A 26,624-nucleotide genomic window follows, 5' to 3' on the forward strand; every position below is an offset into this window, starting at 1 on the left:
GTAGGTCCCCGCGGGAGCTGAGGGCCACCGTGCCCGAGGGGCAGAGCGAGCGTGCGGTGAGCGCGTTGCTCATCGGCTCGTGCCCGGGGCCGCCGGTGTGCGGCGCCGTGCACACGTACCTCTTCGTCGATGGCCTCGACATGGTCGCGCGCAGCGACAGCAGAATGGTCGGTCTCGATCCCCGGCGACTGCTCCGCCCGGGCGGACCGCTCTACCCGACGGACAGGCCGCGCAAGGTGGATGTGGCAACGCAGGAGCGGCCCGTGCCGGGGCCGGAGAGGCTGGCGATCCACGTCCGGCTCCGGGGTGGGACGGTCATCTGGTCCGAGCTGGCGTATCCGGGACTGGATGGCAGGCCCATCGAGGAGGTTCGCTTCCATCTGAAGCAGTACCTGGGCGAAATCGAGCGAGCGTACGCGGTGTCGAACAACCAGCCCTGATCGCCAGTGAGCTGCCATCGGGAGCCGGCCCGAACCTGGAGGCGGCGCCCGCACACACCGCCGTCCCTGCCGCCCTTTCGCGCCCAGTACCGCCCATTCGGCGGCGCTGAGCGCGGAGGACGCCAGGAATCCATTCATCATGCAGCCCCCCACTCACGTCACCACCGCCGGACAGGCCCCGGCCGAGCTCCTGGACGCCACCCCACCTCCCGACGCGAAACCGGAGCCGCGCCCCAGCCACGGTCTCGAGGCCCGCATGGCTGCGGTCAAGGAGGACATGGACGCCCGGCTCGCCCTGGCGGCCATCGCCTATGAGGTCAACACCGCGCACATCGAGACGCCTACCGTCGACTGGTCACACATCGCGGCGCCGCCGACTCCCATCGCACCGGCCGCCCCTACCGCACCGACCCCCGGCCCGTACGCCACCCCCGTGGCGGCTCTGCTGCACCGGGCCTCCCTGCGGCTGCAGGATGGCGGCTGGTGCGCGGGAGCACTCACCGACGAAGAAGGGCGGTTGTGTTCGCAAGGCGCGATCCGCTGGGAATCCGGCGGCGACCGCGGCCTGGAGGCACAGGCCATGGACGTGCTGCTCGAAGCGATCCGCAGACGGTTCGGCCCGCACGTGGGGTCGGTCCCGTCCTTCAACGACGCCTGGGCCAACGGCCGTGAACCGACACGCATGCTGGAGCAGGCGAGCATCCTCGCCGACGCCCGCGGTATCTGAACCCGCGGGCCGACCCCGACCAAATGGTGGCGCCCGGCAGGCCGGACAGCCACACGGCGGGCCATTCCTCACTGTCACGCGAGGCGGTGGCAGGGCAACTGAGGATGACGGCCACGTTCTCGGCAACGACTGCGGCGTGGGACGGCGTGCAGCGGGTCCAGGGAATCGCCCCGGCCACGGGTGTCGCGCTCGATCGTGTACCCGGCGGCAAAGGCGGCGCACCAACGCTCAGCGGCGGCCTGCGACCGGGCACCGGGCACAACCATCGCGCGCGGCGGCGTGTACGCCTGGCCATCGCGGATCCCGGGATCGGGAGACACGCGCATGGCCGACGAAGCATGGCCGACGCATGGACGACAGCTCGTCGCGGATGCGCGATGCCGGAACGCCTTCAGGGAAGGGGAAGTCCTCGGCGAAGATCGACGACTCTGAAGTGATCTGCATCACATGCTGTCACAGCGATCGGTCGGGCGGTGTCTTGAGGCCGAACCCCTGGAACCGGAGGAGACACCATGACCGGGAACACTGATGTCGTCGTGATCGGCGGCGGGTACGCCGGTGTCATGACGGCCAATCGCCTGACACAGCGCGACGACGTGACCGTGACACTGATCAACCCGCGCCCGTCGCACGTCGACGCCCGCCGCCCTCGAAAGGTGGTCTCCCCGAGCGAGATCCGGGCGGTCCTCGAGTCGTTCCAGCGCGCGCTCGAAACCCGGAACCCCCAGGACCTCCTCGACGTGCTCGCCCCGGACGTCGTCCTTGTCAGCGATGGCGGCGGCATCAAGCGGGCCGCGCTGCGGCCGGTCGTCGGTGCCGGGAAGGTGGTCCGCTTCTACCTCGGCGGCTCCGGCAAGGTGGACGGCACGATCACCGGTCACCCGACGCTGGTCAACGGCAGCCCGGCGCTCGTCGTACGCCTGGACGGCGAGATCGACGGCGTCATGGCGATCCGTGTCGAGGACGCCCGCATCACCGGGCTCTACTACGTCCGCAACCCGGAAAAACTGACCCGCGTCGAATCCGAGACCCCGCTCACCCTGCGATGACGGGACCCGCGATGCCGTGACGGTCCCGGCCGCCCCGAAGTCAGGGAGAGGGAATGGTGCCTCGCGGAGCGCACGGCACGCCCGCCTGGGTCGGGCACGACATCGGCGGAGAGGGGTGGGCGCGCTCGCACTCGGTGCGCCAGACGGTGATCGTGATGATCAACGCGGCTACCAGGACGAGCAGTTGGATCGACCACGCGAGCGGATGCGCCCACCGCAGCAGAGCCACTTCCACCAGAAGGACCACCAGTGTGAACCCGCCCCAGAGCACCGGCCCCCAGTTCATCGAAGGCGTCTCTGCGCCCGGTACTCCTTCGCCATGGCCACCGTGACAGTGTCACAACCCTGTTCAAAGATCGCTCCCTCTCGGTACGAGCGGGCGGAAACGTCGCTTCCATGAGGCACGATCACCGGGACATTCCGAATCCCGGGGGGCTTCTCATGGCTTACGCAGCTCGTTCACGCCGTACCACCGCCGTACTCGCCGCTCTGTCGCTCGGCCTCATGGCACTGACCGCATGCAACGGTGACGCCGAGAAGGACACGGCGACCCCGGGCACGAAGGCGAGCCCGTCCGCTTCGAGTACGGGCAAGGGCGCCGACACGTCCTCGTCGGCCGACCCGGGTGACGGTGGCGGCGACAGCGGGAGTTCCTCCGACAACCCCAGCACCACGCCGTCATCGGAGCCCGGGTCCGACGACGGTCAGGACGGCGGTGTGGGCATGTGCGAGACGGCCGACCTGACCTACAACGTCACCGTCGCGTCCAGGCCCGTCAACCACGCCTTGCTGACCGCGACCAACAAGGGCAGCGACCCCTGTCTGCTGTCGGCGAACGAGCTCGTGATCACGATTCCGGGGCTCGACGGTGCCGCCGAGCACATGGGACCCGACGGCAAGGACTGGATCCTGGAGACCGGCGAGAGCGCCTACGCCGGGATCATGTTCTCGCGCGCCGACACCGCGGGCGGCAAGAGCGCCGACAAGGTGGAGGTTGCGCTCACCGCTTCCGAGAGCCCGACGACGGTGTCGATCAAGGATGGCCCCATCACGGTCAACGACGGCCAGGTCACCAGCTTCTTCGGCACCGCCGAGGACGCGCTCACGTACTGATCACTCCGCGGCAGGAGAGCAGGCCTCCTGGACCAGGTGAGGTCCTGGGCGGATGTACGAGACATCCGCCACCCTGGCGAGTGCCCTGTGGCCGGTCGCCTCGTCAGGGGAGAGCGACCGGCCGCGGGAGCCGGCCGCCGATGACAGCCTCACCGGGTTCCCGCCTCCGGCGCAGCCCGACGCGGCCTGGGTGCCGGTGGGCTCACAGAGTGCCGGGGTGTCCAGCCCCGCTGCGAGTGGCTCGACAACGGTCATCGGCGGGGCTTCCGGACACGCTTGATCCGCCTGAGACGACCGGGCCCTCGATCCGGCCGTCGATCCGGCTGTCGTTCCGGCCGACCGGACGCTCTGCTCGCCGACGGAAATTCCCTACCGCGACGGCCGGGAAGGGCGCAGACTCGTCTCGTGGCTGACATGGGTTCGTTCCGGGAAGCGGTCACCGCATGGGCCGCCGGTGGCCCCGGTGACCCCGCGCGCGAGCTGGCCGCGCGGCTGTCCGTCCGGGCAGCTGTCCTGCTCGAAGGGCCGAGCGACGCCGCAGCGGTCGGCGCGCTGGCCGACACTCGCGGCCGGGACCTGGCGGCCGAGGGAGTGTGCGTGCTGCCGATGGGCGGTGCCATGAGCGTCGGGCGCTACGCCCGGCTCCTCGGGCCACCCGGCCTGGGCCTCCGCCTCACGGGACTGTGCGACGAGCGGGAGCGTCCCTACTACGCCCGCGCCCTGGAGCAGACAAGTGCGGCGCAGCAAGAGTTCTTCGTCTGCGCGGCCGATCTCGAGGACGAGCTCATCCGCGCGCTGGGGGTCACCCGGGTGACGGAGCTCGTCCGGGCGGAGGGCGACCTGCGCGCCCTGCGGACCTTCCTGCGCCAGCCCGCGCAGCGGGGCCGCACCTCGGAGCAGCAGTTGCGGCGCTTTCTCGGCACGAAGAAGGGGCGCAAGATCCGCTACGGCCGCGTCCTCGTCGAGGCCCTCGATCCCGACCAGGTCCCCGCCCCGCTCGACGACTTGTTCACCAGTCTCTGACCGCCAGGCGTACGCCAGGGCACCAGCCTGGCGTTGCCCTCGCGGAGTCCTGTCGGCTGCTCCCTCGCCCGCTCCGCCCGATGGTCCGGCCGCAGGCATCGCGGCGAGCAGCCACCGGCATCGAGGAGAAGGGCGATGATTGCGGTCATGCCATTGTCGACCGCGTTCACGAAGCTGTTCGGTGTCCGGCACCCGATCGCCCTGGCTCCGATGGGGGAATCGGCCGGCGGCGAGCTGGCGGCGGCCGTCTCGCGCGGTGGCGGGCTCGGTCTGCTGGGCGCCGGGGGCGGCGACCCGGACTGGTTGGCGCGCGAGCTGCCGATCGTGGCGGGGGCCGGGAAGCCATGGGGTGTCGGGTTCCAGACCTGGGCGATCACCATGGACGTGATCGAGCGGACGGTGGAGCACAGTCCCGGAGCGGTGATGTTCTCCTTCGGAGATCCGAGCCCGTTCGTCGGACGGGTCCGTGCGACCGGCGCGGCCGTGATCATTCAGGTCACCGATCTGGACGAAGCCAGGCAGGCGGTGGACCTGGGCGCCGACGTCATCGTGGCGCAGGGCACCGAGAGCGGCGGGCACGGCGCCCGGCGCGGACGATCCACGCTGACCTTCGTACCGGTGGTGGTGGACCTGGCGGAACCCGTACCTGTGCTGGCGGCCGGTGGGATCGCGGACGGCCGTGGCGTGGCGGCCGCCCTGGTTCTGGGCGCCGCCGGGGCAGTCATCGGCACCCGCTTCCAGGCCACGGCCGAGGCCCTGGTCGATCCCTCGACGGTCGAGGCGCTCGTCGAGGGACGCGGGCAGGACACCGAACGCAACCGCATCCTCGACATCGTCCGAGGCTCCCGATGGCCGTCGAAATACTCGGCCCGCACGCTGGCCCATCCCCACCTCGACCGGTGGAAGGGCCGGGAGGCCGAGCTCGCGGCGGACCCCGCGGCGGCCCGCCTGGCCTATCAGGCCGACGTGGCACGCGGCGATGTGCCCCCGCTGCCGGTCTGGGCGAGCGAAGCCGTCGACCTCGTCAGTGACGTGCCACGCGCGGCTGAACTGGTCACCACCCTGGCCTCCGAGGCCGCCGATGCCCTGGCCCGAGCGGCCGGGCACTGACTGGAGCGGCACGCACGCCAAGAGTGGCGACGGCCGGAGCCGTACCGCCACGTGCTCCGGCCGTGCGGCTCCAGTCACCCGATGGCGCGCGGGTTGGCCATGCGCCCGTACGTACGTCCGTCGCTCGGCGACGGGGTCAGTGGCCGCGCCGGACGTTCGCGGAACAGGTGGAGGCGCGTGACGGCACCTCGCTCCCCCGGACGTCGCCGACCGGAGGGCCTCGGGTGGCAGGCCGTCGCGCTGCTCGCCGTGCTGTACGCGGGCTGCGAGCGCGTCACGTTTCCGCCCCGGCCGCGCGGTGCCGGAGCGCCCGGCGGCGCGTCCCTCCAGGGGATGGGCACCTTCCTCCCCGTACTGCTCGGACGGCAGGCCTCGTGCGGCAGGGCGCGCCATCCGCGTGCACGACCTTCCCGAAAGACGGGAAGTCACTCTGACGGAATGTCACCATTGCCCGGAGAGTCGTTCCGCTCCGGCCCAAGGACCATCTCTCGGCATCCGGCAGAACACCGCTCGACCGCTTCGATTCACGAGCCGGGGACACCCGTACCTCGAAATCCACCTGGAGTCCCACAGACGCAAGCGACCGGCCGAGCCCCGCCATCACGACGCCGGACCGCACACGGCCGGAGCCGGCCCCGCTTCCATGGCATCGCCGGAACAGGAGCTCGCCCATGCGCCTTTACGCCCAGACCCCAGCGCGTCGGAGCCGTCAGGTGTTCGCCGACCTGATCGCGGTGGCCGTGATCGCGGCCGTGGTGAAGTTCGCCCTGGTCGTCCACGACGCGATCATGCTGCTGGCCGAGCCGGGACGGAAGGCCCAGAGCGCGGGCGACAACCTCGCCGACGGCCTCGACGACGCCGGCGACGCGGCCTCGAAAGTGCCGTTCGTCGGGGACACCCTGAAGAAGCCGCTCCAGTCCGCCGCCGGGGCGGCCACCGATCTCTCCGACGCCGGACAGTCGTTGGAGCACTTGGTGAGCCGTGTGGCCACACTGACCGCACTCGCCCTGGTCGTCCTCTCAGTGGCCTTCGTGCTGGTGTTGTGGCTGCCCCCGCGCCTGCGCTGGATCCGGCGCAGCGCCACCACCCGACGCCTTCTCGACGCCCCCGGAGGCACGGACCTGCTCGCTCTGCGCGCCCTCACCGGACCGCAGCGCGATCTCGCCGCGGTCCCCGCCCCGCCGGGTGGCCTCGCCGATGCCTGGCGCCGTGGGGACCAGCAGGTCATCGCCGACCTGTCCAAGGTCACGCTCAGGCAGGCAGGCCTGCGGCCCTGAGACCCGGACGGCGATGGGCTGTTGGTCACAGGCGGAGGGCTGGACCGTCCTCGACATCGACAAGCACGGTCCAGCCCTCGGACCAGTCGCCTTCGCAAGGACGGCCCCGCCCTCAGGCCAGTCGCTTGTGCATGACGATGCAGGGGCGGCCGTACTGGCGGTCCGGTCGGCGGTCGATCTCCTGCCAGCCGAGGGAACGCCAGAAGGTCAGCGAGCCCGGGTTGTTCTCCAGGACAGCCAGCCGGAGGCCGTCCCGGCCCTCGTGGCGGAACCGTTCCTCGACGAGCGCGGTCAGCCGTCGGCCGAGACCCAGGCGGCGAAGGCTCCCGTGCACCAGCAGCATTCCGATCCATGGATGTCCGTCGGTGGGGTGACGGTCGAGCAGGCACACCAGACCGACGATCCGGCCCTGCACGTCGCGGGCCAGCAGGACCTCGCAGCCCTCGGTGTCGGCCTCGTCCCGCAGATCAGCCTCGACCCTGTCGGCCTGAATGCGCTCCGGGTCGTACTCGCCCGAGGCACGGCAGTACTCCGGGTTGCTCGCGTAGAGCCCGACCACCTCGGCGATCTCTTCGGGGGAGAAACGGAGCGGCGAGAGCGACAACGGTGACATCCGGGCAGGCTATCCAGCCGTGTCGACCGCTGACGACCATGGGTCATGCGGTCGCCGCCGATGCCGAGCCGTTCTCGACGACCGGCTCCGTGCCTTCCCCGGCATCCTGCTGAACGGTTGCCGCGCGGTCCCGCCGTGTCTCCCGTCCGAGTCGCGCGGGACGAACGCCCGGGCGGCAGCAGAATGCCCGTAAGGCTGACGCGGCGGCACGCCCGGATCTACGATCGGTCCGTGGTCACCAATAGCCTTACCTCCGTCGTGTGCCGCCTCACGCCGCACGACCGCTGTTGTTGTTGACACGTTGATCTGACGACGTCCGCCGCGGTGACGGGTCGATCCGCTGTGCCCTCGACCCGCTGACCAAGCAGATCTCCGGATCGTCGGATCGCCTTCCTTGCGCGGGTCGAAACCCGCTCCCGCGGATCCGCCGTCGGCCGCGTCTGCAGCCCGTACGGCGACCCGCGGGCTCCGCTCTGTCCCCCCATTTCTCCCAGGGAGCAGTTGCCCATGCCTATCGACGAGTCCGCTTACGATCGCCGCCGCCTGCGCCAATGGCTCTCCGGTGAGGCCAGAGCCGAGGGGGTGTCCCGGCGCGACATGCTGCGGCTGGCCGCCGCGGCGGGCGTGCTGACCACCCTGGCGGGCCGGCCGGTCCGTGCGTACGCCGACACCCCCGCGGTCGGTCCCGGCATCGTCAAGCCGCTGCCGCCGGAGCTGTTCACGATCCGGGGCACCAACGCCGAGACCAACTGGTCCGCGTTCCGCGGTACGGGATTCCACACGCCCGTGGACCGGTTCTTCGTCCGCAACCACACCTCAACCCCCGTTCTGGACGAGGCCAGTTGGCGGCTCAAGGTGTGGGGCAGCGGACTACGCGGCGCGCCGGGTCTCGACCGGGCGGTGGAGTTTGACCTCCACGGCCTGCGACGGCTGCCGTCCGTGACGCTCGACGCGTTCGTGGAGTGCGCGGGCAATGGCCGGAGCTACTTCACCTCCCAGCAGGGCGACACCGTGACGGGCACCGCCTGGACGCTCGGCGCGATCGGCGCCGCCCGCTGGCGGGGCGTGCGGCTGTCCCACGTGCTGCGGCTCGCCGGGCTCACCCGGCACGCGGTGGATCTCCAGCCCCGGGGCCTGGACGACGAGTACGTGACCGGCGGGGTCAATCTCGGCCGGGTCCGTCGCCCGCTGCCCGTCACCAAGGCGCTGGACGACGTGATCCTCGCGTACGAGATGAACGGCGAGCCGCTCCCCCACGACCACGGCCACCCGGTCCGCGTCCTGGTCCCCTCCTGGGTGGGCATATCCAACATCAAGTGGGTCGGCGACATCGAGGTCTCCGACCAGCCGCTCTACTCGCCCTGGAACACCGACTTCTACCGGCTCTTCGGGCCCACCCATCCGGCCGAGGGCAGCGCCCCGCTCACTCGTCAGACCCTCAAGAGCGCCTTCGAGACGGGCGCGGGCGCGACGTTCGACTCAGGGGTACGGCACCGGCTGACCGGCCGATCCTGGTCGGGCGCCGGCGGCATCCGGCGCGTCGAGGTCAGCACCGACGCGGGTGCCACCTGGCGGCGCGCCGACCTGCACGACCGCCCCCGCTCCGCCACTTGGTCCCGCTGGTCCCTGGACTGGCACCCCACCACGCCCGGACCCACCGCTCTGCTGGCCCGGGCCACCGACACGGCGGGCCGCACCCAGCCCGACACCACCACGCCCAACACCCAGGGCTACCTATTCGACGCGGTGGTCCGTCACCCCGTCACGGTGATCGATCGGCCGGCCGCCTAGCACCAACGCGTCGAAACGACCGGTCCGTGCCCGGCCTCGGTGTGGGCAGGGCGGGTCACTCGGACGGACACCGAGCGGGAACGGCCGGCTGCGGCTGTTCCCGCCGGTCAACAACCGTCCCCTCAGCGGTGGTTACGCGGGCACGGACTCCGTGCCCGCGAGCAGGGAGCGCAGTGGCGCCGTGTCGGGTGTGTCGGCGACGGCCGCGTCGAGAGCGTCGTCCATCCCTTTTTCCCACTCCTCGGGCAGAGCGAGCCCGGGCGGCTCCGACCAGGCGATGTCGGGGGTGGCCCGTCCGGACCGGGCGAGGTGAAGATGGACCATGCCGGCGAGCCCGTCGAAGATCCTGGGCCGGATGAAGTTGCGGGCCGACGGTCCGAGCAGCCGAGCCGCCTGGGGAGGCTTGGGCATGCGGTCGGCGACCTCCGTCCACAGCAGGCCCCGGTCGAACGCGTCCAACACCTGTTCCAGAGTGGGCAGAGCGGCGTCCTCCCCCTGCGCGGCCGGGGCACCCTGACGGGCCGGTACCGCCCCGTCCGCGACCGCGACCGCGACCGGCACCGGCACCGGCACCGGCACCGGCACCGAGGAGCGCAGCACCCTGGCGACGGCGACCCTCAGCGGCCGGGACCAGTCCTCGGCGTCGACCACCGCGCGGGCCATGACGAGGTCCTCCCAGCTCATGTGCCGTGACGCTGCCGCCCCCTGCGGCAGCGTGCGAGCCTCCAAGGCCGCGAACACCCCCTCCGCGTCGCGCAACAGGTTCAGCGCGGCCGGCGCGGCCGCGTCGTCGGTCCGGCCGTCGGCGGGCAGCTTCTCGATCAGGGCGAGCCGTTCGGCGAACGGCGGGTGCGAGTCGTACCGGTGCGGACGTGAGGGACGGCGCCCGGCGGAGAGTTCGGCGAGCCGTTCGCCCGGCCGGGCGGCGAGCAGTCGCCGGAATCCGCCATGCACCTCGCCCACCGGGGGCAGCGCTCCCATCGGCTCGCCCATCCCGGCGTAGGTCTCCATGTAGTGGGCGTGGGCGGCGTCGAGAACCGGAAGGGCTCGCAGCATCTCGACCGTCGCGTCACGGCCCGCATGCTGGGCGGCCACCCGGTCCGCGGCGAACTCCTGGTCGCGGCCCACGGACTGCGAGGTACGCAGGAACATATGGGCGTAGCCCACGTACAGGGAGCCCATCGCCCGGTGCAGCGAGGTGCTGCCCCCTCTGAACATCTCCACCGTGTGCAGCACCGCTTCCCTGCCACGCATGACCACACCTCCGAGTCGGGTGTCGAGGTTGCCGAAGTGCCCGAACTCATGGGCGAGGACGGCACGCAGCCGCGGGACGGTCAGACCGGCGAGCAGGGGCAGACCCAGCACCATGCGGCGCCGTCCGGACAACAGCCCCTGCAGGCGGCTCTGTTCGGCGACCCCCGCGTTCACCTCGGCGCCCAGGTACAGCTCGTCCGGCGGCCTCTGTCCCGCGACCTCGGCAGCGGCCCGGACCTGCGCCCACAGCTCGGGCTGGTCGTCCGGGCCGACCGCCACCGCCTCCCGTACCGGGCGGAGGCGTCCGGCTCGCAGGAAGGTGTACATGCCGCTCAGGATCACCAAGGCCAGCAGAATGGTGACGGTCACGATCATGCCCTCGAACCGGACCGCCCGCGCGATCAGCAGACGGGTGACCAGCAGCCAGTCGAGCACCGCCATGGCCGCCAGCAGAGCGATGCCTATCTGGAAGAAGCCGACCAGCAGGAAAAAGGCGCGCACAGCACGCAGCCGCAACGTCATCGGAAAGCCCCACGGAACTCGGCGGTCCGGACGGACCAGCGATGATCGCGGATCCTATCCGCATGGCTGGAAATCGCCGGTCCGGTTCTCGTCCTGCCCTTCCCTTCCCCGCCCCGTCATGTTCCGCCCCGTTCCCTTCCGACACTGCGGCGCAGGGCAACTGCCGCTTCTTCCCAGTGACTTCACCTCCGGCGGCCGGCGCACGTCACCGGGTGGCGCGGGCCGGACCAGGACCGCGATACGCAGGCCCCATGCGCCCGTGTGTCAGCTCATGTCACAGGCAGCCGGGCTACCTCGTCTCAGAGGGTGTAGCCACCGACGACCGCAGAGGAGCCCACAATGGACCCGCGACTCAACTACTTCGCCGACCCGACCGCAGGTAAGGCCCTCAAGTACTTCATGTCCGCGGGCAAGGCGCTGAAGGAGTCGCCGCTGCCGGCCGGGACACAGGAACTGGTGGCGCTGCGCGTGAGCCAGATCAACGGATGCGCCGTCTGCATCGACATGCACACCAAGGAGGCCGCGGCCGCGGGCGAGAGCTCGGTCCGGCTGAGCCTGGTCGCGGCGTGGCGGGAGGCCACGGTCTTCACCGAGGCCGAGCGCGCCGCACTCGACCTGGCGGAAGAGGGGACCCGGGTCGCGGACACGGCAACGGGCGTCAGCGACGGAGTGTGGGCGCGCGCCGTAAAGCACTATGACGAGGAACAGCTCACCGCACTGGTGGTCCTGGTCTCCTTCATGAACGCGGTGAACCGGCTGAACATCATCACCCGGCAGCCGGCCGGCAGCTACGAGCCCGGGCAGTTCCACTGAGCGGCGTCAGCGAATGGCCCGGGGCCCGGTTGCGGGGCCAGGCTCAGGCTCGAGCATGGCCCGCAAAGGGTCCGGATGAGCGCTGAAGGTGTCTGCGCCGACCAGAACAGCCCGGCGGGAAGGTCACGCAAGGGAAGGGGATGCACCGTGAGCAAGGTCGAGGAGTTCGAGGAGCTGCGACCGCTGCTGTTCTCGATCGCCTACCGGATCCTGGGCAGCGTGAGTGAGGCCGAGGACGCGGTGCAGGAGACATGGCTGCGCCTCGACCGCTCGACGACCCCGCCCACGTCGGCCAAGGCCTATCTGTCCGCCACGGTGACGCGGATCTCGATCGACATACTGCGCTCCGCGCGCGTACGGCGGGAGGAGTACGTGGGGCCGTGGTTGCCCGAGCCGCTGCTGAGCGATCCCTATCAGGATCCGGAGCGATCGGCGGAGCTGGCCGACTCCGTCTCGATGGCGGCCCTGCTGTTGCTGGAACGGCTCAGCCCACTGGAGCGGTCGGTGTTCGTGCTGCGGGAGGTGTTCGCCTTCGGATTCGACGAGGTCGCCGCAGCGGTGGGGCGTTCGGAGGCTGCGTGTCGGCAGTTGCTGGTGCGGGCGCGGCGGCACATGGAGGCGGGGCGCCCTCGGTTCGAAGCGGACCGTCAGGAGCGTCAGGAGTTGGCGACACGGTTCTTCGACGCCTTGAAGGACGGCGATGTGGACGCGCTGCGGGATCTGCTGGCCGGCGACGTTCAGCTGGTCGGGGACGGCGGCGGCAAGGCCCCGCAGCTGGCCAAGGCCGTCATCGGGGCCGAGCACGTCGCCAGGCTGCTTGCCTCCGTGTATCCCCTGATGGCCCGGATCGACGTGACGTTCGAGCCGCACGAGGTCAACGGCCAGCCCGGCGCGGTCTTCCGCGACCGGGACGGCAGGGTGCTGCACACCCTGGCCCTCGATGTGCTGGCCGGGCAGATCCAGACCATCCGTTCGGTGATCAATCCCGACAAGCTCTGCCACCTCGGGCCGGTCGCCGACGCGTGGGCCGTCGACCGTGAGGTGAAGCAGGCCCGCCGAGAGCTGGACTGACCCCGGAAAGGGGCGGCCCCGAAAGCGGGGGGCCGGCTCGCTGGTCGGCGGCGCATGCCCGCGGCCGCGGGGGCGCCTCGTGCTGTGCCGGGCCGCCCTTCGCCAGGCGTCAGGCGAGCCGGGTGAGGATCACCCGGCCGATGCGCCGCAGTTCCTCGTCCTGCTCGACACCCTTGAACCGGCCTCCGCGGCGGGCGAGGACCAACTCCGCCCGGATGAGGGGCAGCGCCGGTGCCGCCTCGGGGCCCATCCGGTCCAGGCACGCCAGGACTCCGGTCCAGGAACGCCAGGACGTGGTTCGCCGTGGCGTCGTTCTCCCGCCATGCGGTCAGCAGCGTCCCCACGACGAGACGAGAACAAAGGATTCGCCCTGCTCGAACGGCGCCGGTTACCCTCCGCGACGTGAACCACCCCCGCGCGCCCCGCCGTCCCCTCATGGGCCTCGCCCGAACCCTGATCGATGTCCGGCCCCTGCGTACGTCCCCCGTGTTCAGGCGTCTGCTGATCGGCCGGACCGTGTCCGTGCTGGGCAGCTTCATGACCATGGTCACCGTCATGTACCAGGTCTGGGACATGACCCACAGCACGATCTGGGCCGGCGCGGTGGGGCTGGCGCAGGCGCTGCCGATGGTGGTGTTCGGCCTGTTCGCGGGCGCGTGGGTGGACCGCGGCGACCGCCGGCGGATCTTCCTGCTCGCCACCGTCGGCCAGGCGGCCTTCTCTCTGCTGCTCGCGGTGCAGGGCTTCACCGGGCACGTTCCGGTGGCGGGCGTACTCGGTCTGGTCGCCGCGCAGTCCTGCTGCTCGGCGATCGGTGGTCCCGCGGCGGGCGTGTTCGTACCAAGGCTGCTGCCGAAGGACCAGGTGGCGGCCGGGCTGGCGCTCCAGCAGGTCACCGGCCAGTCGATGATGCTGGTCGGTCCGGCGCTCGGCGGCATCCTGCTCGGCTGGGCCGGCATCGGCACCTGCTACCTCATCGACGCCCTGTCCTTCGGGCTCGCCTTCTACGGCGCGTTCGGGCTGCCCGCTCTGCCGCCCGCGGGTGAACCGTCCCGGGCCGGGCTGCACGGCGTGCTGGACGGCCTCCGCTTCCTCGCCGGGCACCGGGCCGTCCGCGGCGCGCTGATCACCGACCTGGCCGCCACGGTGCTCTCGATGCCGACCAGTCTGTTCCCCCTGGTCAACGCCGAACGATTCGGCGGCAGTCCGCACACGCTCGGTCTGTTCCTGTCCGCGCTCGCCGTCGGCGGCATAGCCGCCTCCGCGCTGTCCGGCGCGGTCACCCGGCTCGGGCGCCCCGGGCCGGTGATGCTCTGCGGCGCGGGGATCTGGGGACTGGCGCTCGCGGCCTTCGGCCTGACGCGCGATCCGTGGGCCGGGCTCGGGCTCCTGGTCCTCGCCGGGGCCGCCGACGCCGTCTCGGTGATCTCGCGCAGCACGATCGTGCAGACCCACACGCCGGACGCCCTGCTGGGCCGGGTCACGGCGGCCGAGCAGATCGTCGGCCAGGCGGGCCCCAACCTCGGCAACCTGCGCGGCGGTGTGGTCGCCGGCTGGACCTCGGGGCCGGCCGCGCTGGTCAGCGGCGGGCTCCTCTGCCTGCTCGCGGTCGTCTGGGTCGGCGCGAGGTCGCCGGAGCTGCGCGGCGGAACCCTCCCCGAAGCGTCCGGCCCCGCCATGCCTCCCCAGCCCGTGCATGGCCCCCTACCCGACGGACCCTGACTCCCACGACCGCGTCGGGGCCCCGGTCCTGCGACGTCCGTCGCCCGGTGAGTCGCCGGGAACAGCCGTTTCAGCCCAACGGTCACCGGGGCCGGGGCGGGCCTCCCGACCCTGGTGACCGGGTGCGTAGAACCGGCCCAAGCTCGTCAGCAGCCGTCACCCTGCCACGCAGGGGCTCACTACCCTGCGGCGTTCAGCGCCAGCCCGGTCGGCTGGGACAGGCCGACGGTCGGAACCGTGGTCTGACCGCTCCCGTCCCCGGCGACCTTCACGACGCGGTCATTGACGAAGTCGGCGATGTACAGGTCCCCGTCGCTCTCCAGCGCCAGGCCCCAAGGATGAAGCAGCCCTGTGGTGGGGACGGTGGTCTGACCACTCCCGTCGGAGGGCACCTTCACGACACGGTCGTTGAAGCTGTCGGCGATGCAGAGGCTGCCGTGGGCGTCGACGGCGAGACCCAGCGGGCGTGACAGGCCGACGGTGGGGACGGTGGACTGCTCCCCGCCCTTCGCGAGCAGTTTCACCACCCGGTTGTTCCCTGTGTCGGACACATACAGATCGCGGTCGGCGTCCCAGGCCATACCGGTCGGACGCACCACGCCGACGAGAGGCACAGTGCTCTGACCGCCCCCGTTCGCCGGCAGTCTCACCACCCGGTCGTTGCCGTAGTCGGACACGAACAGCGGTGGTCGGGACGGTGAGTGGCCGGCGGAGCCGGTGTGCGAAGACCTGCCGTGCGCCTGCGCGACGGTGGGCGACACAGGCACTTAAATACCGGAGCATGACTACCGACCCTCAGCGCTTCACCGTCTTGCTCGTCCCCGAATACATCGAGAACAAGGACGCTGTCTCCCCGCAGGACTCAGCCGTGCGCTCGGCAGTCGTCGAAGCGACCGGCGAGACAGGCGGGACGGGCTACCCCCGCTACGCCGGGGAAGGCATCGTGGCCGACATCGACCCCCGTACGCGTACGGTCGAGGCGGTGCTGGTCGATGGTTCAGAACTGGGCTACGGACTGAACGCCATGGTCGCCTCCTGACCCGGCCCTGACTCCCGAAACTCGTGCGAGAGCCGTCAGTATCTGGCCCTGAACAGGGCTCGCTCGCCGATGAACTCTCCCGTCATGGCCGCTGCCGCGAGTCGGTCCGCGAAGCGCTCATAGGCCGCGTACTCGTGGTCGGAGAGGCGGATGCCGTGCGCACCGGGGTCAGAACGGTCGGAGGCGAGGGCGGCGGCCAGGGTGGCGACGTCCTCGTCGGGGGTGAGCGTGAGGACCGCCACCGTGCGTTCGATCGTCCCGAGGTAGTCGCCGGGGCCGGCGACGCTCTCGATGTCCGCCGAACCGTCCGCTCCACGGGTCACGACCAGGGAGGGGTTGGCTTCGGCGCCGAGGCGAACGGTCCGGCGAACGCCCTTGAGTGCGCGCAGATCGTCCTCCGCCACGGTGACGGGGTGGAGGGGGATCAGCGGCCTGCCGTCGGGAGCGGAGAGGGCACTGTCCTGGGCGAGGTCCGGGGAAGTGTCGTGCACCACCCATCTGCTGCGCAGCGCCGACGGGAGCGCGTGATGGATCCGGCTCCAGGCGTCGAGGCAGGTGGGGGCGTCGAGTTCGGGCAGGAGTTCCAACCCGGGCGGGTAGGCGGCGTCGATCTCCTCGTCGACGAAGCGCCGGCTTACGGACCAGGCCGCGTGATACGGCGCGAGCACAAGGTCGTGGGTCATGTAGAAGTCGTACAGCCACGTCGGGTCCTGCGGGATGAGCCGAACCGTTGTGCTCCCACCGCCCGAATGCTTCGGGCGACGGCGAGTGGAAGGCATGGAAGTTCCTCTCGGACATGGGTGGTTGACGGCATGTGCGGATCTCCACACCCGCGATGCCTGCGGCCACCACGTTATCGTCACTGAGACGATATATCCAGGCGTGCGAGAAACCGGGGAGGCAGTCGGACCGGCGCCTGACTCGACGGCCCCAACCGTCGGCGCCCGGGCGGGAGTTCGCAGAAGCTGCAGCGCTACGCCCTCCCGGGCCCGGGCCGGACCGGCGACGTGCCTGTGCGTGCGAGAGTGCACGCGTGCGCCCCGTACGCTCGTCTCCGCCTCTTCACGCCCCTGAGCACCAGGAACCGTAGACCTCCGCACGCCTTCTTTAAGGCGTGTTCCCGAAACAACGGACTCCGCTCGGCATCGTCCTCCGGGCGAACCTGCGGCGGCAGGCCGGTCCGCTGGTGGCGCTCGTGGTGGCCGCGGTGATCGTGTCCGTGGTCTGGGACGGGCTGTACGCCCGGGGCATGTGGCGGGACACCGGCTGGGTCTACATCGGTGAGACGTGCGGCCTGGCCGCGAGAACCGTCGGAGTGGGATGCGCGGTGCTCCTCGCGGCGTGGCAGGGCGGGTCGGAATCACGCGACGACGCGGGCTGGGCCGCGAAGACGTCCGCCCGAGGTGGGGTGTCCTACCACTTGTTGGGGCTGGCTTCAGGAGTCCTGTGGCCGTTGGCCGGCTATCTGCTGGCCATGACCGTCATGGTGTCGTCGCCCTATCCGCAGGAGCCCGTGGGCCGTCCGCCCCTCGACACGATGGCCGTCGACGCGGCGATGCTCGGGGCCTGGGCATGCCTGGCCCATCTGGTGGGCCGGACGATACCGCTGCGAGGGGTGTTCCTGCTCGCCGCTCCGGCCGCGGTGATCGTGTCCGCCTCTCCATGGGGCGAGCCGTTGTTCGGTCCCTACCTCGATCTCCGGTTCACCTACAGCGGAGATGCGGTCCCGGGAGGGGCCGAACTGGGGGCGCCGCCGGGTCCGCCCGCTTGGCTGCCCTGGTGCAGAGCCGCCCTGTTCACCACGGTGGCGGCGACCGCGGTTCTGTTGTGCGCCCGTCGGTGGAAGACATCGGGCGCCCTGATCCTCGTGCTGGTGGCAGCGATCCCGTCCATGGCGCTCACGCCGGACGCGAATGCCTCAGGATCGGTGCTCAACGCGAGGGAGCTCCGATGCAATGGACACCATCCGGCCGTTTGCGTCTCCTCCGCGTACGAGGAACGGCGGCAGCGCCTGAAGCACCTGGCCGCACGCCTGTCCCGGCGACTGGAGGGCGTCGGTCCCACCCACTACCTGCTGACCGAGGGCAGTCTGCACTCATGCCGGGGCAGGAACGGAGCCGACTCCGCGTGGACGATCGGCATCTCACCGCGCGAAGAGGCAAGCCTGCGAAACCTCGCCGATTGCCTCGTCGGTCCCGCTTCCTCCGAGGGGGCCGCTTCGCCGGAAGCCTCCGCGCTGTACCGATGGCTCACGCGGGAAGCTCCGGCACACCGTCCCACCGCCGACGAGCGCTCCGCAGCCGACCGATTGGCCCGCCTCTCCGCACGAGAGCGCGCGACGTGGATCGACCGGTATCTGACAGCTGTCGAACACGGCAGCCGCCCGCCCCGCATCCCTGAATCCGACGGAGGACGACTGCCTTGATTCCCGTCCCTCACCCGCCCCCGTGGCTGCGCGCCGTACCCGGCCTGCGCTGGCCCTGGCTGCTGGCCGTCACCGGAGTCTGCGCGGCGGGCGCCTGGCTCGCCTCGACAGCCGGGGCGGAGGACTCCCTCCCCTTCCTGTTGCTGCTCGCACCGGTGCTGCCCCTGATGTGGGTGGCGGCCAGCTACGGCGGTAGGGCCGATCCGTTCGCACCGGTGATCCGCAGTACCCCGGCCGGAGGACTGCGGTTGCTGATGGTGCGCACGGGCGTCGTACTCGCCGTCTGCCTTCCCCTCCTCGTCGTCGCGGCGACGGCAGGTGTGGGCGTCTCGGCGTGGGCGGTCGCCTGGCTGGTGCCCAGCCTGGGACTGACGCTCGTCACGCTGGTTCTGGGCTCCTACATCGGCTGTACGCTCGCCGCGGCCGTGACAAGCGGTACCTGGCTGGTGATCATCACCGCCGTCGCCCAGCTGTCCATGCGCCAGGACGGCAGAGTCAGCTCCTTCAGGACCGTTCTGCTCAGTGTGCTCAAGAACTTGCTCGACGGCGGTGCCCAATTCGTCTGGGGAGCGGCCTCCGGCCTGCTGAGCGCCCTGCTCGTACTCCGCCGGCATTCCTTCAACGATCTGAGGTCTCGGTGATCAGCGCCACCCGATTGACCGTGCGGCACCGTCGCACCACCGCCGTCGACAGCCTCGATCTGGACCTGGAGCACGGTGTCCATGCCCTCCTCGGGCCCAACGGCGCCGGTAAGAGCTCCCTGCTGCGCGTCCTGGCCACGGCCGCCGGCGCGGTGGAAGGGCAGCTGAAGCTGCTGGGGCGCGACCCACGACGTCCCGCCGAACTGATGGAGATCCGCCGCCGACTCGGCTACCTGCCCCAGACGTTCGGCATGTTCCGAGGCTTCACTGTGCGGGAGTGCGTCAGCTATGCCGCCTGGTTGAAGGACATGCCCAACCGCGGCGCCCTCGAAGCCGTGGAGCGCGCCGTGGACCAAGTCGGCCTGACCGCGCGGATGGACGCCAAGTACCGCACGCTCTCCGGCGGAATGCAGCGCCGGGTCGGGATCGCCCAGGCCCTGGTGAACAGCCCCCAGCTGCTTCTGCTCGACGAACCCACCACCGGCCTCGACCCTGCCGAGAGGGACCGCTTCCACGCCCTGCTCCGGCACTTGGGCGCCACCACGACCGTGGTCCTGGCCACCCACCTCATGGAGGACGTGCGTACCTGCTGCGACACCGCGGTGGTCATCCGAGCGTCCCGCAAGGTCTTCGTCGGATCCCCCCGGGAACTGGAAGGGGCGGGCGGCTACACCGGGGTGGTCGCAGGCAGCGTCCCTTGACGGGAGAACCCGGACCGCGCCGGCGATGAGGACGTGCGAGATCCCCTTCCTCCGATGGCCGGGGCGTACGCGGACGCACCACAGCGACCACAGCGACCACACCGGGAGATCGTCGATGTGCGGGATCCTGCGGCTGCGGGCGAACGAGGTGTCCGAGCGTGGTGCCACGGCGGCCCAGCCGACGGGCTCGTCACCGTCGCAGGCGAGCACCCCTGGAGCCGGCTGCCTTCGGCACAGCTCGGCGAGGAACCTCGCCCATGACGGCCGCTGCGCGCTGACCACCGGGGGAACTCGCTCACCGAAGGGCTCGACCCGACTCGGCAGTGAAGCATGATCCGTCCGGTTCGTCCGGGCGCCCAGTTCGTCGAGGCGGGAACCGCCGATGACCGGCTCCGCGGTTCCCGCTGACGACGGCTCAGCGCACGCGGTCGGCCGGCCCGGCGTACAGGTACGTGCCCCGTCCAGTGATGTGGTCCGCGTCGTCTTCCCGCACGTTGTTGAACTCGAGGAGCTGCCCGTCGGACGGCCTCACGATCCAGTTCGGGTTGTGGGGGCTGTGCGCGAAGTCCTTGGACCACTTCCAGGAGATCTCCGTGCCGATCCGGCCGGCTCCGTCCTTCACACCTTCCGTCACCTCGGCGCCAGGGGTGTCCGCCAGAACGCGGAAGAGCGCGGCGCGCAGTCGCGGAGAGGCCGGCGAGTCGGTCAGCAGCTCGCCCGACTGCCGGACGGTCTGCTCGGCGGCGGCAGATCCCTCGGCGCCCGCGGACAGGATTCGGCGCAGTGCGTCCGGCCGCGTGGGGAGCTTGCCGAGGTTGTCCCAGCTCACCTGCCGGTTGCCGACACTCCAGCTCGTGCCGCCCGGCGGAGCCTTCTTGGTGACGGTTCGGCCGTTCTGGGTCTTGATGACGAGCTTGTTCCGGCTCAGGTAGAAGTCGTCGGTGTGGGGCTTGTCGCCTTCCACCCAGGTCTTCACGGTGGTCTTCCAGTAGAGGGCGTTCCGTTCGCTCCCGGAAGCGGCGCGGTCGGCCATGGTGTTGAAGAGATCGGCCGCCGAGGCACTGGCCGCCGGCTCGCTGCCGACGCCGACCACCGGGAGGACGGCCACACCCGCCGCGACGGCCGCGACCGCTGCGGCGCACGCGACGAGCCGGCGCCGGCCGAAGCGGGGCGTCACCACGGTGGTGGCCGAGGCGATGGCGGGTACGGCATGCCCGGTGTCCGCCGCGATCGCGCCGCGGAGGAGGGAGTGGGCCCTCGCCAGCACCGCGGGGTCGGGCGGCTCGGTCCGGCCGGCGTCCTTGAGGGCCGTGGCGTCCGGGAAGTCGAGTACGTCGGTGTCCTGGTCCATGTGCGTCATGCGAAGTCTCCCGTCAGGTTCGTGAGGGTGGTCCCGGACAGTCCGTCCCGCAGTCGCGTGCGGGCCCGGTGCAGACGGGAGCGGGCGGTGCCGGCGGGGATGCCGACGACGGCCGCGGCCTCGGTCGGCGTCAACTGCTCCCAGGCCACGAGCAGGATCAACTCCCGCTCCGACTCGGGAAGCCGGGCGAGCCCCCTGCGCAGTTCCGGTCCCACCGCGGCGGCGTCCAGTCGCTGGTCGACCGCCTGCCACGGGTCGCCCTCCGAGGCCTCCGACGACGGCCGCGGACGGCCGGTCGCCCGGGACACGGTCTGCCAGTGACGGGCGAGTACGTTCCTGGCGACGCCGAACAGCCAGCCTCTGGCGGAGCCACGCGCGACGTCGTAGGTGTGACGGGTGGCGTAGGCCTGCAGCCACACCTCGGAGAGCAGGTCGTCGGCGACCGTCGGCGCACGGCGTACGAGATAGCCGTGCAGGGCGACGGAATGCCGATCGACCAGGGGCTCGAATGCCGCCGGCTCGCGTGCGGCGCGCACCAGCAGATCCTCGTCCGGGTCCATGGAATCTCCTGTCCGAGCCCGCCGGGTGGCGGTCTCATCCCGTACTTGCACGGCGGCGGCGCGAGCGTTCGCACGGCCGCACGGCCGCACGACGGTGCGTCGGGCCGTACGGGCTCTACGGATCCCACGGACCTAAGGGTCCTACGGGTCCTACGGGTCCTACGGGTCCTACGGGCCGAAGCGTTCGTGCTTGACCGGTCGCGTGCAAGGTTCCAGGGGAGAAGCCGTCCGGCCCCGAGGAGCCGACAGGGCTCACCGTTCACTGACGAGCCGTCACCGGCCGGACCGTGCCTGGCTCGCCGTTCCTTCCGCGGGTCCGTGACAGCGGAGGCGGCGGCTTGTGTGGCCGCCACCCACCATGGCGGCCCGGTTCAGCCCGCCACGTGGGCGATCTGATGGTCCAGCGCCGCACAGAGCCAGTCATGGGTGGCACCGGGGGTCGGTTCCGACGGGCCGGTGAGCTCGGCGGTGAGTTTCCAGTAGCGGTCGATACGGGGGTCCGCGGCCAGCAGCCCACTGAGCCGGCGGCGGAAGGCGGGAGTGTCCCGCGTCCCCCGAGAGCGCGCGTAGGCGGAGACGAAACAGTCGAGTGCCTCCCCCTCGTGCGGTGACCGCTCCGCTCGCAACTGCCCCGCGGCCAGTCCATATGCCTCGCCGAGACCGTCGTAGAGCACGGCCGGGCGGCCCCCGTCGGGTCCGTGTGCCGCGGGCTGGCCCTGGCCGGTGCCGGGGCAGGGCGCGGTGACGAAGGCGTGCAGCCGGGTGAAGGCCAGCACCTGGGCCGGAGTCGGGCCTTCGGGGAGCTGCGGAACTGCCTGATCGAGGATGGCGGAGACCAGCCGGGCCGGGAGCCGCGGCGGCAGCCAGCGCCGCCAGAAGCGTGCGAGGGGCGCGGTGCTGGGCGGGACGGCCACGGCACCGATCAGCCGCAGTCGCTCGGCACGCTCCTCCGGGGCGCACTCCTGGAGCAGGTGGAGGGCCGCCTCCTGCCAGCGCAGCGCGGCCAGCCGCGAGCCGATCTGCCGCAGCTTCCCCGCGACGACGTCCTCCAGCGTGTCCTCCTCGTCCAGGATCCGGCCCACCGCGGGAACCGGCAGGTCGAGGGTGCGCAGGGAGCGGATCAGGTGCAGCCGGTCGAGCGCGTCGGGGCCGTACCGGCGGTGGCCACCGGTGCTGCGGGCGCCTTCGGGCAGCAGACCGCGGTCCGAGTAGAAGCGGACGGTCTTGACGGTGACGCCCGCGCGCTCGGCGAGCTCTCCGATGCTCCACATGCTGTCAGGCGGCACGACTTGAACCTCCCTCAGGGGGAGTTCCTACCGTACCGGCGAGCGCGGAGCGCCGGTACGGCCGGCCCCGCGGACCACAGTGTGCGAGGAGGCAGGGATGACGGCATTCGTCCTGGTGGCGGGCGCCCACACCGGCGGCTGGATCTGGCAGGAGGTGGCCGCTCGGCTACGGGAGTCGGGGGCGGAGGTGTATCCGGTGACGCTCACCGGCATGGGTGAGCAGGCCCTCCCGGCGGGACCCGGAACGGACCTGGAGACGCATGTCCACGATCTGCTGCGGCTCATCGACCAGGTGGACGCGGCGGAGGTGGTGATGGTCGGTCACTGCTACGGCATCTACCCGGTGCTCGGCGCCGCCGACCGGCGTCCGGAGCGGATCGCGCGGATCGTCCACCTGGACGCGGGCATGCCCGGGAACGGCGACCAGGCCCTGGCCCTGGTGCCCGAACAAGCAGTCCGGGATGGGCTGCTGAACCGGGTCGGTGCGGCAGAGGACGAGTGGCGCATCCAGCCACCCGCTCTCGAGGAGTGGCACCGCTGGGGCAGTGTCGAAGGGCTCTCACCGACCGTGCTGGCGAGGCTGGCGGAGAACGCCGTCGCTCAGCCGGTGGGCACACTGACTCAGCCGCTCCGCCTTTCGGGGGCGGTCTCCGAGTTGCCGTCGACCGGCGTCCTCTGCACCGCCAACGGTTCGAGCATCGCCATGGTCGAGGGCCTGGTGGGCCTGGGAGACCCGCGCTTCCAGGTGCTCACCGACCCCGGGGTGAGCTTCTTCGAACTCGACACCGGGCACTGGCCGATGCTCTCCCGCGCCGACGAAGTGGCCGACGTACTGCTGCGGGCCGCCGCGGGAGAAGGGCACCGGGTCGCCGCGACCGTGAGCGAAGAGCCGGCACACCTTCGCCCGTTCCTCATGGACGTACCGGAGCGGCGTCGCGAGCGGGTGGGACGCGTCGATCTCCACCTCCCCGACGCCCCCGCCGAAGACGGTTCACCGTGGCCGGCCGTGGTGTTCGTCCACGGCGGACCGGTCCACCCCGACGTGCGGCCGACACCGAGGGACTGGCCGGCCTTCGTCGGCTACGCCCGCTACGTGGCGGGCAGGGGAGCGGTCGGCGTGACACTGGACCATCGGCTGCACGATCTCGCCGACTACGGGCGGGCCGCCCAGGACCTGGCCGACGCGGTCGACCTCGTACGGGCCGATCCGCGCGTCGACGAGAACCGTGTGGCGCTCTGGTACTTCTCCGCGGGTGGGCTGCTGTCGGCGGACCGGCTCGCGGCGCCCCCGCCGTGGCTGCGGTGTGTGGCGGCGACCTATCCGATCCTCGCCCCGCTGCCGAACTGGGGGCTCGTCGATTCCCGGTTCCGACCGGCGGACGCGGTGCGTACCGCCGGACGCCTGCCGATCGTGTTGACCCGGGTGGAACTGGAGCGCGCCGAGATCGCCGTGACGGTCGAGGAGTTCCTGGCCGCCGCCAAGGAGTGCGACGCGGATGTCGAGGTGATCGACGTGCCGCTCGGCCACCACGGGTTCGAGACGACCGACCACACCGAGCGGGCGAGCCGCGCGGTGGAACGCGCGGTGCGGTCTGTGCTGGGGCACTTGAAGCGCTGAGGCATCCCTGCTTCGTTTACCGAATCTGCCGAGTCCACCGAAGCCCGTACCGGCGGGTGGGAGTGCTCACCGGGCCAGAAGTGACCCATCCGGCCCGGGGCCAGAAGTGACCCATCCGGCCCGGGAGTTGCCGCCGGGCCGGATGCGCGCCCGCGCTCGTCCACGGCGGCGAGCGCCGTCGTCTTCCTGCGGGCCTCCGGGGGGAGGCGGTTGTCATGGCCCCACGGCGGAAGCGTTCCAGGCAGCGCTCCAAGCGGCATTCGACGCGCTCTCAGCGTCTCGGCCCCGACACGTGCCGGACCGTGCCTTCCTTCGCGCGGTCAGACCTTGACCGTCGTGCTCTCCACGCCGGCGAATCCCTTGTCCCACCAGTGTCCGTAGCGTCGGTAGACGGCTGGATCCCGGTCCGCGAGCAGCGCCGCCAGCTTCTCCGCCTCCTCGGTCAGACCCTGCCACGCGGCCTTGCCGAGTTCGCGGAAGGCGGTCAGTTCCAGCCTGCCGTCAACCGCGCGCCACACTCCGGCGACCTGCCCGTCGACAAGCAGGGTGGGCAGCATGTCGCCATTGCGCCGGACGACCAGTGGCCGGTACGCCTGGGGCATGACCCGCCCGGGGATGGCATGGGCCAGCAGCGTGCTGTCCCACATCGGCAGCAGCCTCGGCGGCGCGTGGGTGTCCTCGGCGGGCACCGTGGCGCCTGCCAGATCGAACAGGACGGCACGGTCCGGACCGGTCACCCGCACCACTCGGTCTCCGAGTTCGTGCAGCGCCTGAGTGATCACTTTGCGGCCCAGCAGGGTGAACCGGGCGAAGTCCTGGGCCGACGCGGGTCCGAACGCCCGGAGGTGGGCGAGCAGCAGCCGCCGCACCCCCGCTGCCGGGTCCGGTGGCGCAGACCCCGGGGCCGCGCGGGAGGCGAGGTAGGCGTTCGGCAGTGTGAAGGACCACGGGCCGCCGGTCGGCACATGATGAATCGGCGCGTACGTCCGCAGTGCCCACCACAAGCGGTGCGCGTCCTCGCCGAAACGATCGGTGGCTTCCTCCTCGACCTCGGCGCCGGTGCGGGGTCGCGCCAGGAACTCGGCGAGCCACGGGAGCAGCGCGTCGGCGTCGGTATCGGCCAGCTCTGTCGAGGTGAAGCGGCGGTCGTACAGTCGCGACGCCCGCAGAGTGCTCCGCATGGCGGCGTGGTAGTGCGCGTAGTCGTCGGCGTGGACGGCGTGCAGGGTGATCCGCATGAGGGTCGCCTTCACGATCCGGCGATCCGTGAACGCCGCGTCGAGGTCCTCGGGAACGAAGTCCCGCACGCGGTTCCACAGTGCCAGGTAGGGCGACGCGGGCGACTGTGCCTGCAGGGCGCAGACCCGGCGGACCGCCTCCGCCACATCGAGGCGTCCGCGTTCGAGCAGGAGCTGTCGGTCCAGCGTGGCCAGGGCGAGCTGTCGCGCGGTGAGGATCACGCCCGGATTATGCCGCCCCGACCCGCCCCGCGCGCCGCCTTCCGTCATCCCGGGGCCATGGCCGTTGGCACCCTGGGCTCGGGCTCGGCCGGTCTAACTGCCTGTTCACCAGGGAGACTTGGACCTTGGGGTTCCTTGTGCGCGTGCCCGCCTCACCACGACTGGTGCCGTCACTTCGGCGTCTGCGCCGAAAGCGTTCTGGTGAAGGGCGTGACGGGACGTTCGAGGCCTTCACCGTCCACGGTGATGTCGACCGCCTCGTTGTAGAAGGCCAGGAGGTTCTTGACCGCGCCGACCGCGGGCAGGGGCTCCGGGTAGCTCCAGACGATGTTCGGCGGGACACTTGCCTCGCCCTGCCACGACCAGTACGCGGCCGTGCCCTTGTAGGGGCAGCCGGTGCTGTGATCGGTGGGCGCGAACAGTTCCAGACGGACGTCCTCGCGCGGAAGGTAGAACCGCGTCGGCAGGCCCGTCTCGAAGAGCAGGACCGGGCGGTGGGTGTCGGCGACGAGTGTGCCGTCGATCTCGACCCGGACGTGGCGGCCGCTGGGGAGGGCGTCCACCCGTTTGTGCGGGTCGCGGGGGTGGATGAAGATCTCTTCCTCCTCCTCGTACCAGTGGTCCAGGCCCCGGCCGACGCGCCGGAACCACTCGAAGCCGATGTGGCCGGCCAGGTCGGCGGCGGAGAACGTCCATGCCGCGTTCTCCAGCACCTCACCGTCGAGCGCGAGGTCGTAGAAGATCCGTGATCCGGTGTGCGTGCCCGTCGGCGGGTTCTTCGCGGGGCGGAGGAGGTCCGCGCGGACCTCTTCGCGCGGGAAGACGTACAGCGGCACCGGCACCCCCGGCTCCCACACGAGGACAGGGTGCCTGCTGTCGACGACGGTGACCTCGCCCTTGCGGCCGCGCACCCAGCGTTCGCTGGGCTCCCACAGGAGGCCCTCCGGGGTTGTCCTGACAGCTCGCGCGGTGGGGAATGTGGTCATGACCGGCTCTCCTTCGGCTCGCT

26 protein-coding genes and 2 pseudogenes are annotated in these 26,624 nt (G+C 71.3%); 16 read left to right on the forward strand and 12 right to left on the reverse strand.

Annotation, left to right across the window (positions count from 1 at the left end; all coding sequences use genetic code 11):
- Positions 1 to 29: 29 nt before the first annotated feature.
- The 3 genes and pseudogenes from ACWD68_RS02345 to ACWD68_RS02355 form a co-directional block, all read left to right on the forward strand.
- Complete coding sequence (locus ACWD68_RS02345) at positions 30 to 440, forward strand: hypothetical protein (protein ID WP_451804580.1); 411 nt, start codon at positions 30 to 32, stop codon at positions 438 to 440.
- Between the two features lie 139 nt (positions 441 to 579).
- Entirely contained in the window at positions 580 to 1,167 is a 588-nt protein-coding gene (locus ACWD68_RS02350) for a DUF6197 family protein (protein WP_451804581.1), read from the forward strand.
- Positions 1,168 to 1,796: 629 nt separating this feature from the next.
- Positions 1,797 to 2,216: pseudogene (locus ACWD68_RS02355) on the forward strand (RNA polymerase subunit sigma-24); the annotation flags it as partial.
- Positions 2,217 to 2,256: 40 nt separating this feature from the next.
- On the opposite strand, the gene ACWD68_RS02360 reads toward ACWD68_RS02355, so the two are convergent.
- A complete protein-coding gene (locus tag ACWD68_RS02360; protein ID WP_451804582.1) occupies positions 2,257 to 2,502 on the reverse strand; it encodes a hypothetical protein in 246 nt (81 codons plus the stop codon).
- Between the two features lie 155 nt (positions 2,503 to 2,657).
- Here ACWD68_RS02360 and ACWD68_RS02365 point away from each other — a divergent pair, with 155 nt between their 5' ends.
- The 4 genes from ACWD68_RS02365 to ACWD68_RS02380 all read left to right on the forward strand — a co-directional run bounded on the left by ACWD68_RS02365 (position 2,658) and on the right by ACWD68_RS02380 (position 6,739).
- Complete coding sequence (locus ACWD68_RS02365) at positions 2,658 to 3,329, forward strand: DUF4232 domain-containing protein (RefSeq protein WP_451804583.1); 672 nt, start codon at positions 2,658 to 2,660, stop codon at positions 3,327 to 3,329.
- Positions 3,330 to 3,734: 405 nt separating this feature from the next.
- On the forward strand, positions 3,735 to 4,352 hold the full coding sequence (locus ACWD68_RS02370) for a TOPRIM nucleotidyl transferase/hydrolase domain-containing protein (protein WP_451804584.1): 618 nt from the start codon (positions 3,735 to 3,737) through the stop codon (positions 4,350 to 4,352).
- A gap of 147 nt (positions 4,353 to 4,499) precedes the next feature.
- Entirely contained in the window at positions 4,500 to 5,462 is a 963-nt protein-coding gene (locus ACWD68_RS02375; protein WP_451804585.1) for a nitronate monooxygenase, read from the forward strand.
- Between the two features lie 671 nt (positions 5,463 to 6,133).
- Positions 6,134 to 6,739, forward strand: coding sequence for a hypothetical protein (locus ACWD68_RS02380; protein ID WP_451804586.1), 606 nt, complete (start codon positions 6,134 to 6,136; stop codon positions 6,737 to 6,739).
- Between the two features lie 112 nt (positions 6,740 to 6,851).
- On the opposite strand, the gene ACWD68_RS02385 is transcribed toward ACWD68_RS02380, so the two are convergent.
- Positions 6,852 to 7,352 (reverse strand): N-acetyltransferase family protein, encoded by a 501-nt coding sequence (locus tag ACWD68_RS02385; RefSeq protein WP_451804587.1) that lies wholly within the window; start codon positions 7,350 to 7,352, stop codon positions 6,852 to 6,854.
- A 507-nt stretch (positions 7,353 to 7,859) separates the two neighbouring features.
- On the opposite strand from ACWD68_RS02385, the gene ACWD68_RS02390 reads away from it, so the two are divergent.
- A complete protein-coding gene (locus ACWD68_RS02390; RefSeq protein ID WP_451804588.1) occupies positions 7,860 to 9,143 on the forward strand; it encodes a sulfite oxidase in 1,284 nt (427 codons plus the stop codon).
- 132 nt (positions 9,144 to 9,275) lie between these two features.
- On the opposite strand, the gene ACWD68_RS02395 is transcribed toward ACWD68_RS02390, so the two are convergent.
- Complete coding sequence (locus ACWD68_RS02395) at positions 9,276 to 10,919, reverse strand: M48 family metallopeptidase (protein WP_451804589.1); 1,644 nt, start codon at positions 10,917 to 10,919, stop codon at positions 9,276 to 9,278.
- 339 nt (positions 10,920 to 11,258) lie between these two features.
- Here ACWD68_RS02395 and ACWD68_RS02400 point away from each other — a divergent pair, with 339 nt between their 5' ends.
- Positions 11,259 to 11,732, forward strand: a complete 474-nt coding sequence (locus ACWD68_RS02400) for a carboxymuconolactone decarboxylase family protein (RefSeq protein ID WP_451804590.1) — start codon at positions 11,259 to 11,261, stop codon at positions 11,730 to 11,732.
- A gap of 147 nt (positions 11,733 to 11,879) precedes the next feature.
- Positions 11,880 to 12,803, forward strand: a complete 924-nt coding sequence (locus ACWD68_RS02405; protein ID WP_451804591.1) for an RNA polymerase sigma-70 factor — start codon at positions 11,880 to 11,882, stop codon at positions 12,801 to 12,803.
- A gap of 109 nt (positions 12,804 to 12,912) precedes the next feature.
- Here ACWD68_RS02405 and ACWD68_RS02410 read toward each other — a convergent pair whose 3' ends face one another.
- The gene (locus ACWD68_RS02410) at positions 12,913 to 13,053 is read right to left on the reverse strand and encodes a hypothetical protein (RefSeq protein WP_451804592.1); all 141 of its coding nucleotides are present in this window, start codon (positions 13,051 to 13,053) and stop codon (positions 12,913 to 12,915) included.
- 185 nt (positions 13,054 to 13,238) lie between these two features.
- Here ACWD68_RS02410 and ACWD68_RS02415 point away from each other — a divergent pair, with 185 nt between their 5' ends.
- Complete coding sequence (locus tag ACWD68_RS02415) at positions 13,239 to 14,525, forward strand: MFS transporter (RefSeq protein ID WP_451804678.1); 1,287 nt, start codon at positions 13,239 to 13,241, stop codon at positions 14,523 to 14,525.
- 179 nt (positions 14,526 to 14,704) lie between these two features.
- Here the strand turns inward: ACWD68_RS02415 and ACWD68_RS02420 are convergent, their stop codons facing one another.
- Complete coding sequence (locus ACWD68_RS02420; protein WP_451804593.1) at positions 14,705 to 15,292, reverse strand: hypothetical protein; 588 nt, start codon at positions 15,290 to 15,292, stop codon at positions 14,705 to 14,707.
- A 14-nt stretch (positions 15,293 to 15,306) separates the two neighbouring features.
- Between ACWD68_RS02420 and ACWD68_RS02425 the strand changes: the two genes are divergently transcribed.
- Positions 15,307 to 15,564 carry a hypothetical protein gene (locus ACWD68_RS02425; protein ID WP_451804594.1) on the forward strand — a complete coding sequence of 86 codons (258 nt, stop codon included), beginning with the start codon at positions 15,307 to 15,309 and terminating at the stop codon, positions 15,562 to 15,564.
- Positions 15,565 to 15,599: 35 nt separating this feature from the next.
- Here ACWD68_RS02425 and ACWD68_RS02430 read toward each other — a convergent pair whose 3' ends face one another.
- Positions 15,600 to 16,247: a hypothetical protein gene (locus ACWD68_RS02430; protein ID WP_451804595.1), complete on the reverse strand. Its 648-nt coding sequence runs from the start codon at positions 16,245 to 16,247 to the stop codon at positions 15,600 to 15,602.
- 431 nt (positions 16,248 to 16,678) lie between these two features.
- Between ACWD68_RS02430 and ACWD68_RS02435 the strand changes: the two genes are divergently transcribed.
- Genes ACWD68_RS02435 through ACWD68_RS02445 form a run of 3 tightly spaced genes read left to right on the forward strand, consistent with a single transcriptional unit; the run spans position 16,679 to position 19,331 of the window.
- Positions 16,679 to 17,989: a hypothetical protein gene (locus ACWD68_RS02435; RefSeq protein WP_451804596.1), complete on the forward strand. Its 1,311-nt coding sequence runs from the start codon at positions 16,679 to 16,681 to the stop codon at positions 17,987 to 17,989.
- Positions 17,986 to 18,630, forward strand: a complete 645-nt coding sequence (locus tag ACWD68_RS02440; protein WP_451804597.1) for a hypothetical protein — start codon at positions 17,986 to 17,988, stop codon at positions 18,628 to 18,630. Before ACWD68_RS02435 ends, ACWD68_RS02440 begins: the two co-directional genes overlap by 4 nt.
- A 20-nt stretch (positions 18,631 to 18,650) precedes the next feature.
- A complete protein-coding gene (locus ACWD68_RS02445) occupies positions 18,651 to 19,331 on the forward strand; it encodes an ATP-binding cassette domain-containing protein (RefSeq protein ID WP_451804598.1) in 681 nt (226 codons plus the stop codon).
- Here ACWD68_RS02445 and ACWD68_RS02450 read toward each other — a convergent pair.
- The 4 genes and pseudogenes from ACWD68_RS02450 to ACWD68_RS02465 form a co-directional block, all read right to left on the reverse strand.
- Positions 19,287 to 19,595: pseudogene (locus ACWD68_RS02450) on the reverse strand (GNAT family N-acetyltransferase); the annotation flags it as partial. The gene ACWD68_RS02445 and the pseudogene ACWD68_RS02450 sit on opposite strands and share 45 nt — an antisense overlap.
- Positions 19,596 to 19,746: 151 nt before the next feature.
- Complete coding sequence (locus ACWD68_RS02455; protein ID WP_451804599.1) at positions 19,747 to 20,691, reverse strand: hypothetical protein; 945 nt, start codon at positions 20,689 to 20,691, stop codon at positions 19,747 to 19,749.
- A complete protein-coding gene (locus ACWD68_RS02460) occupies positions 20,688 to 21,251 on the reverse strand; it encodes an RNA polymerase sigma factor (protein ID WP_451804600.1) in 564 nt (187 codons plus the stop codon). Before ACWD68_RS02460 ends, ACWD68_RS02455 begins: the two co-directional genes overlap by 4 nt.
- A 371-nt stretch (positions 21,252 to 21,622) precedes the next feature.
- Positions 21,623 to 22,537: a helix-turn-helix domain-containing protein gene (locus ACWD68_RS02465; RefSeq protein WP_451804601.1), complete on the reverse strand. Its 915-nt coding sequence runs from the start codon at positions 22,535 to 22,537 to the stop codon at positions 21,623 to 21,625.
- 97 nt (positions 22,538 to 22,634) lie between these two features.
- Between ACWD68_RS02465 and ACWD68_RS02470 the strand changes: the two genes are divergently transcribed.
- On the forward strand, positions 22,635 to 24,155 hold the full coding sequence (locus ACWD68_RS02470) for an alpha/beta hydrolase (RefSeq protein WP_451804602.1): 1,521 nt from the start codon (positions 22,635 to 22,637) through the stop codon (positions 24,153 to 24,155).
- Positions 24,156 to 24,475: 320 nt separating this feature from the next.
- Here the strand turns inward: ACWD68_RS02470 and ACWD68_RS02475 are convergent, their stop codons facing one another.
- Both ACWD68_RS02475 and ACWD68_RS02480 read right to left on the reverse strand, forming a co-directional pair.
- Positions 24,476 to 25,615: a winged helix DNA-binding domain-containing protein gene (locus ACWD68_RS02475; RefSeq protein WP_451804603.1), complete on the reverse strand. Its 1,140-nt coding sequence runs from the start codon at positions 25,613 to 25,615 to the stop codon at positions 24,476 to 24,478.
- A 170-nt stretch (positions 25,616 to 25,785) separates the two neighbouring features.
- Positions 25,786 to 26,601, reverse strand: coding sequence for a DUF427 domain-containing protein (locus tag ACWD68_RS02480; RefSeq protein WP_451804604.1), 816 nt, complete (start codon positions 26,599 to 26,601; stop codon positions 25,786 to 25,788).
- Between the last annotated feature and the right edge of the window lie 23 nt (positions 26,602 to 26,624).

This window comes from Streptomyces sp. NPDC005141, assembly GCF_053599975.1.

Coding starts and splice junctions, on each gene's coding strand:
- ACWD68_RS02350 (WP_451804581.1), top strand. CDS start 580: ATGCAGCCCCCCACTCACGTCACCACCGCCGGACAGGCCCCGGCCGAG.
- ACWD68_RS02360 (WP_451804582.1), bottom strand. CDS start 2,502: ATGAACTGGGGGCCGGTGCTCTGGGGCGGGTTCACACTGGTGGTCCTT.
- ACWD68_RS02365 (WP_451804583.1), top strand. CDS start 2,658: ATGGCTTACGCAGCTCGTTCACGCCGTACCACCGCCGTACTCGCCGCT.
- ACWD68_RS02375 (WP_451804585.1), top strand. CDS start 4,500: ATGCCATTGTCGACCGCGTTCACGAAGCTGTTCGGTGTCCGGCACCCG.
- ACWD68_RS02380 (WP_451804586.1), top strand. CDS start 6,134: ATGCGCCTTTACGCCCAGACCCCAGCGCGTCGGAGCCGTCAGGTGTTC.
- ACWD68_RS02385 (WP_451804587.1), bottom strand. CDS start 7,352: ATGTCACCGTTGTCGCTCTCGCCGCTCCGTTTCTCCCCCGAAGAGATC.
- ACWD68_RS02390 (WP_451804588.1), top strand. CDS start 7,860: ATGCCTATCGACGAGTCCGCTTACGATCGCCGCCGCCTGCGCCAATGG.
- ACWD68_RS02395 (WP_451804589.1), bottom strand. CDS start 10,919: ATGACGTTGCGGCTGCGTGCTGTGCGCGCCTTTTTCCTGCTGGTCGGC.
- ACWD68_RS02400 (WP_451804590.1), top strand. CDS start 11,259: ATGGACCCGCGACTCAACTACTTCGCCGACCCGACCGCAGGTAAGGCC.
- ACWD68_RS02410 (WP_451804592.1), bottom strand. CDS start 13,053: ATGGGCCCCGAGGCGGCACCGGCGCTGCCCCTCATCCGGGCGGAGTTG.
- ACWD68_RS02415 (WP_451804678.1), top strand. CDS start 13,239: ATGGGCCTCGCCCGAACCCTGATCGATGTCCGGCCCCTGCGTACGTCC.
- ACWD68_RS02425 (WP_451804594.1), top strand. CDS start 15,307: ATGACTACCGACCCTCAGCGCTTCACCGTCTTGCTCGTCCCCGAATAC.
- ACWD68_RS02430 (WP_451804595.1), bottom strand. CDS start 16,247: ATGACCCACGACCTTGTGCTCGCGCCGTATCACGCGGCCTGGTCCGTA.
- ACWD68_RS02455 (WP_451804599.1), bottom strand. CDS start 20,691: ATGACGCACATGGACCAGGACACCGACGTACTCGACTTCCCGGACGCC.
- ACWD68_RS02460 (WP_451804600.1), bottom strand. CDS start 21,251: ATGGACCCGGACGAGGATCTGCTGGTGCGCGCCGCACGCGAGCCGGCG.
- ACWD68_RS02470 (WP_451804602.1), top strand. CDS start 22,635: ATGACGGCATTCGTCCTGGTGGCGGGCGCCCACACCGGCGGCTGGATC.
- ACWD68_RS02480 (WP_451804604.1), bottom strand. CDS start 26,601: ATGACCACATTCCCCACCGCGCGAGCTGTCAGGACAACCCCGGAGGGC.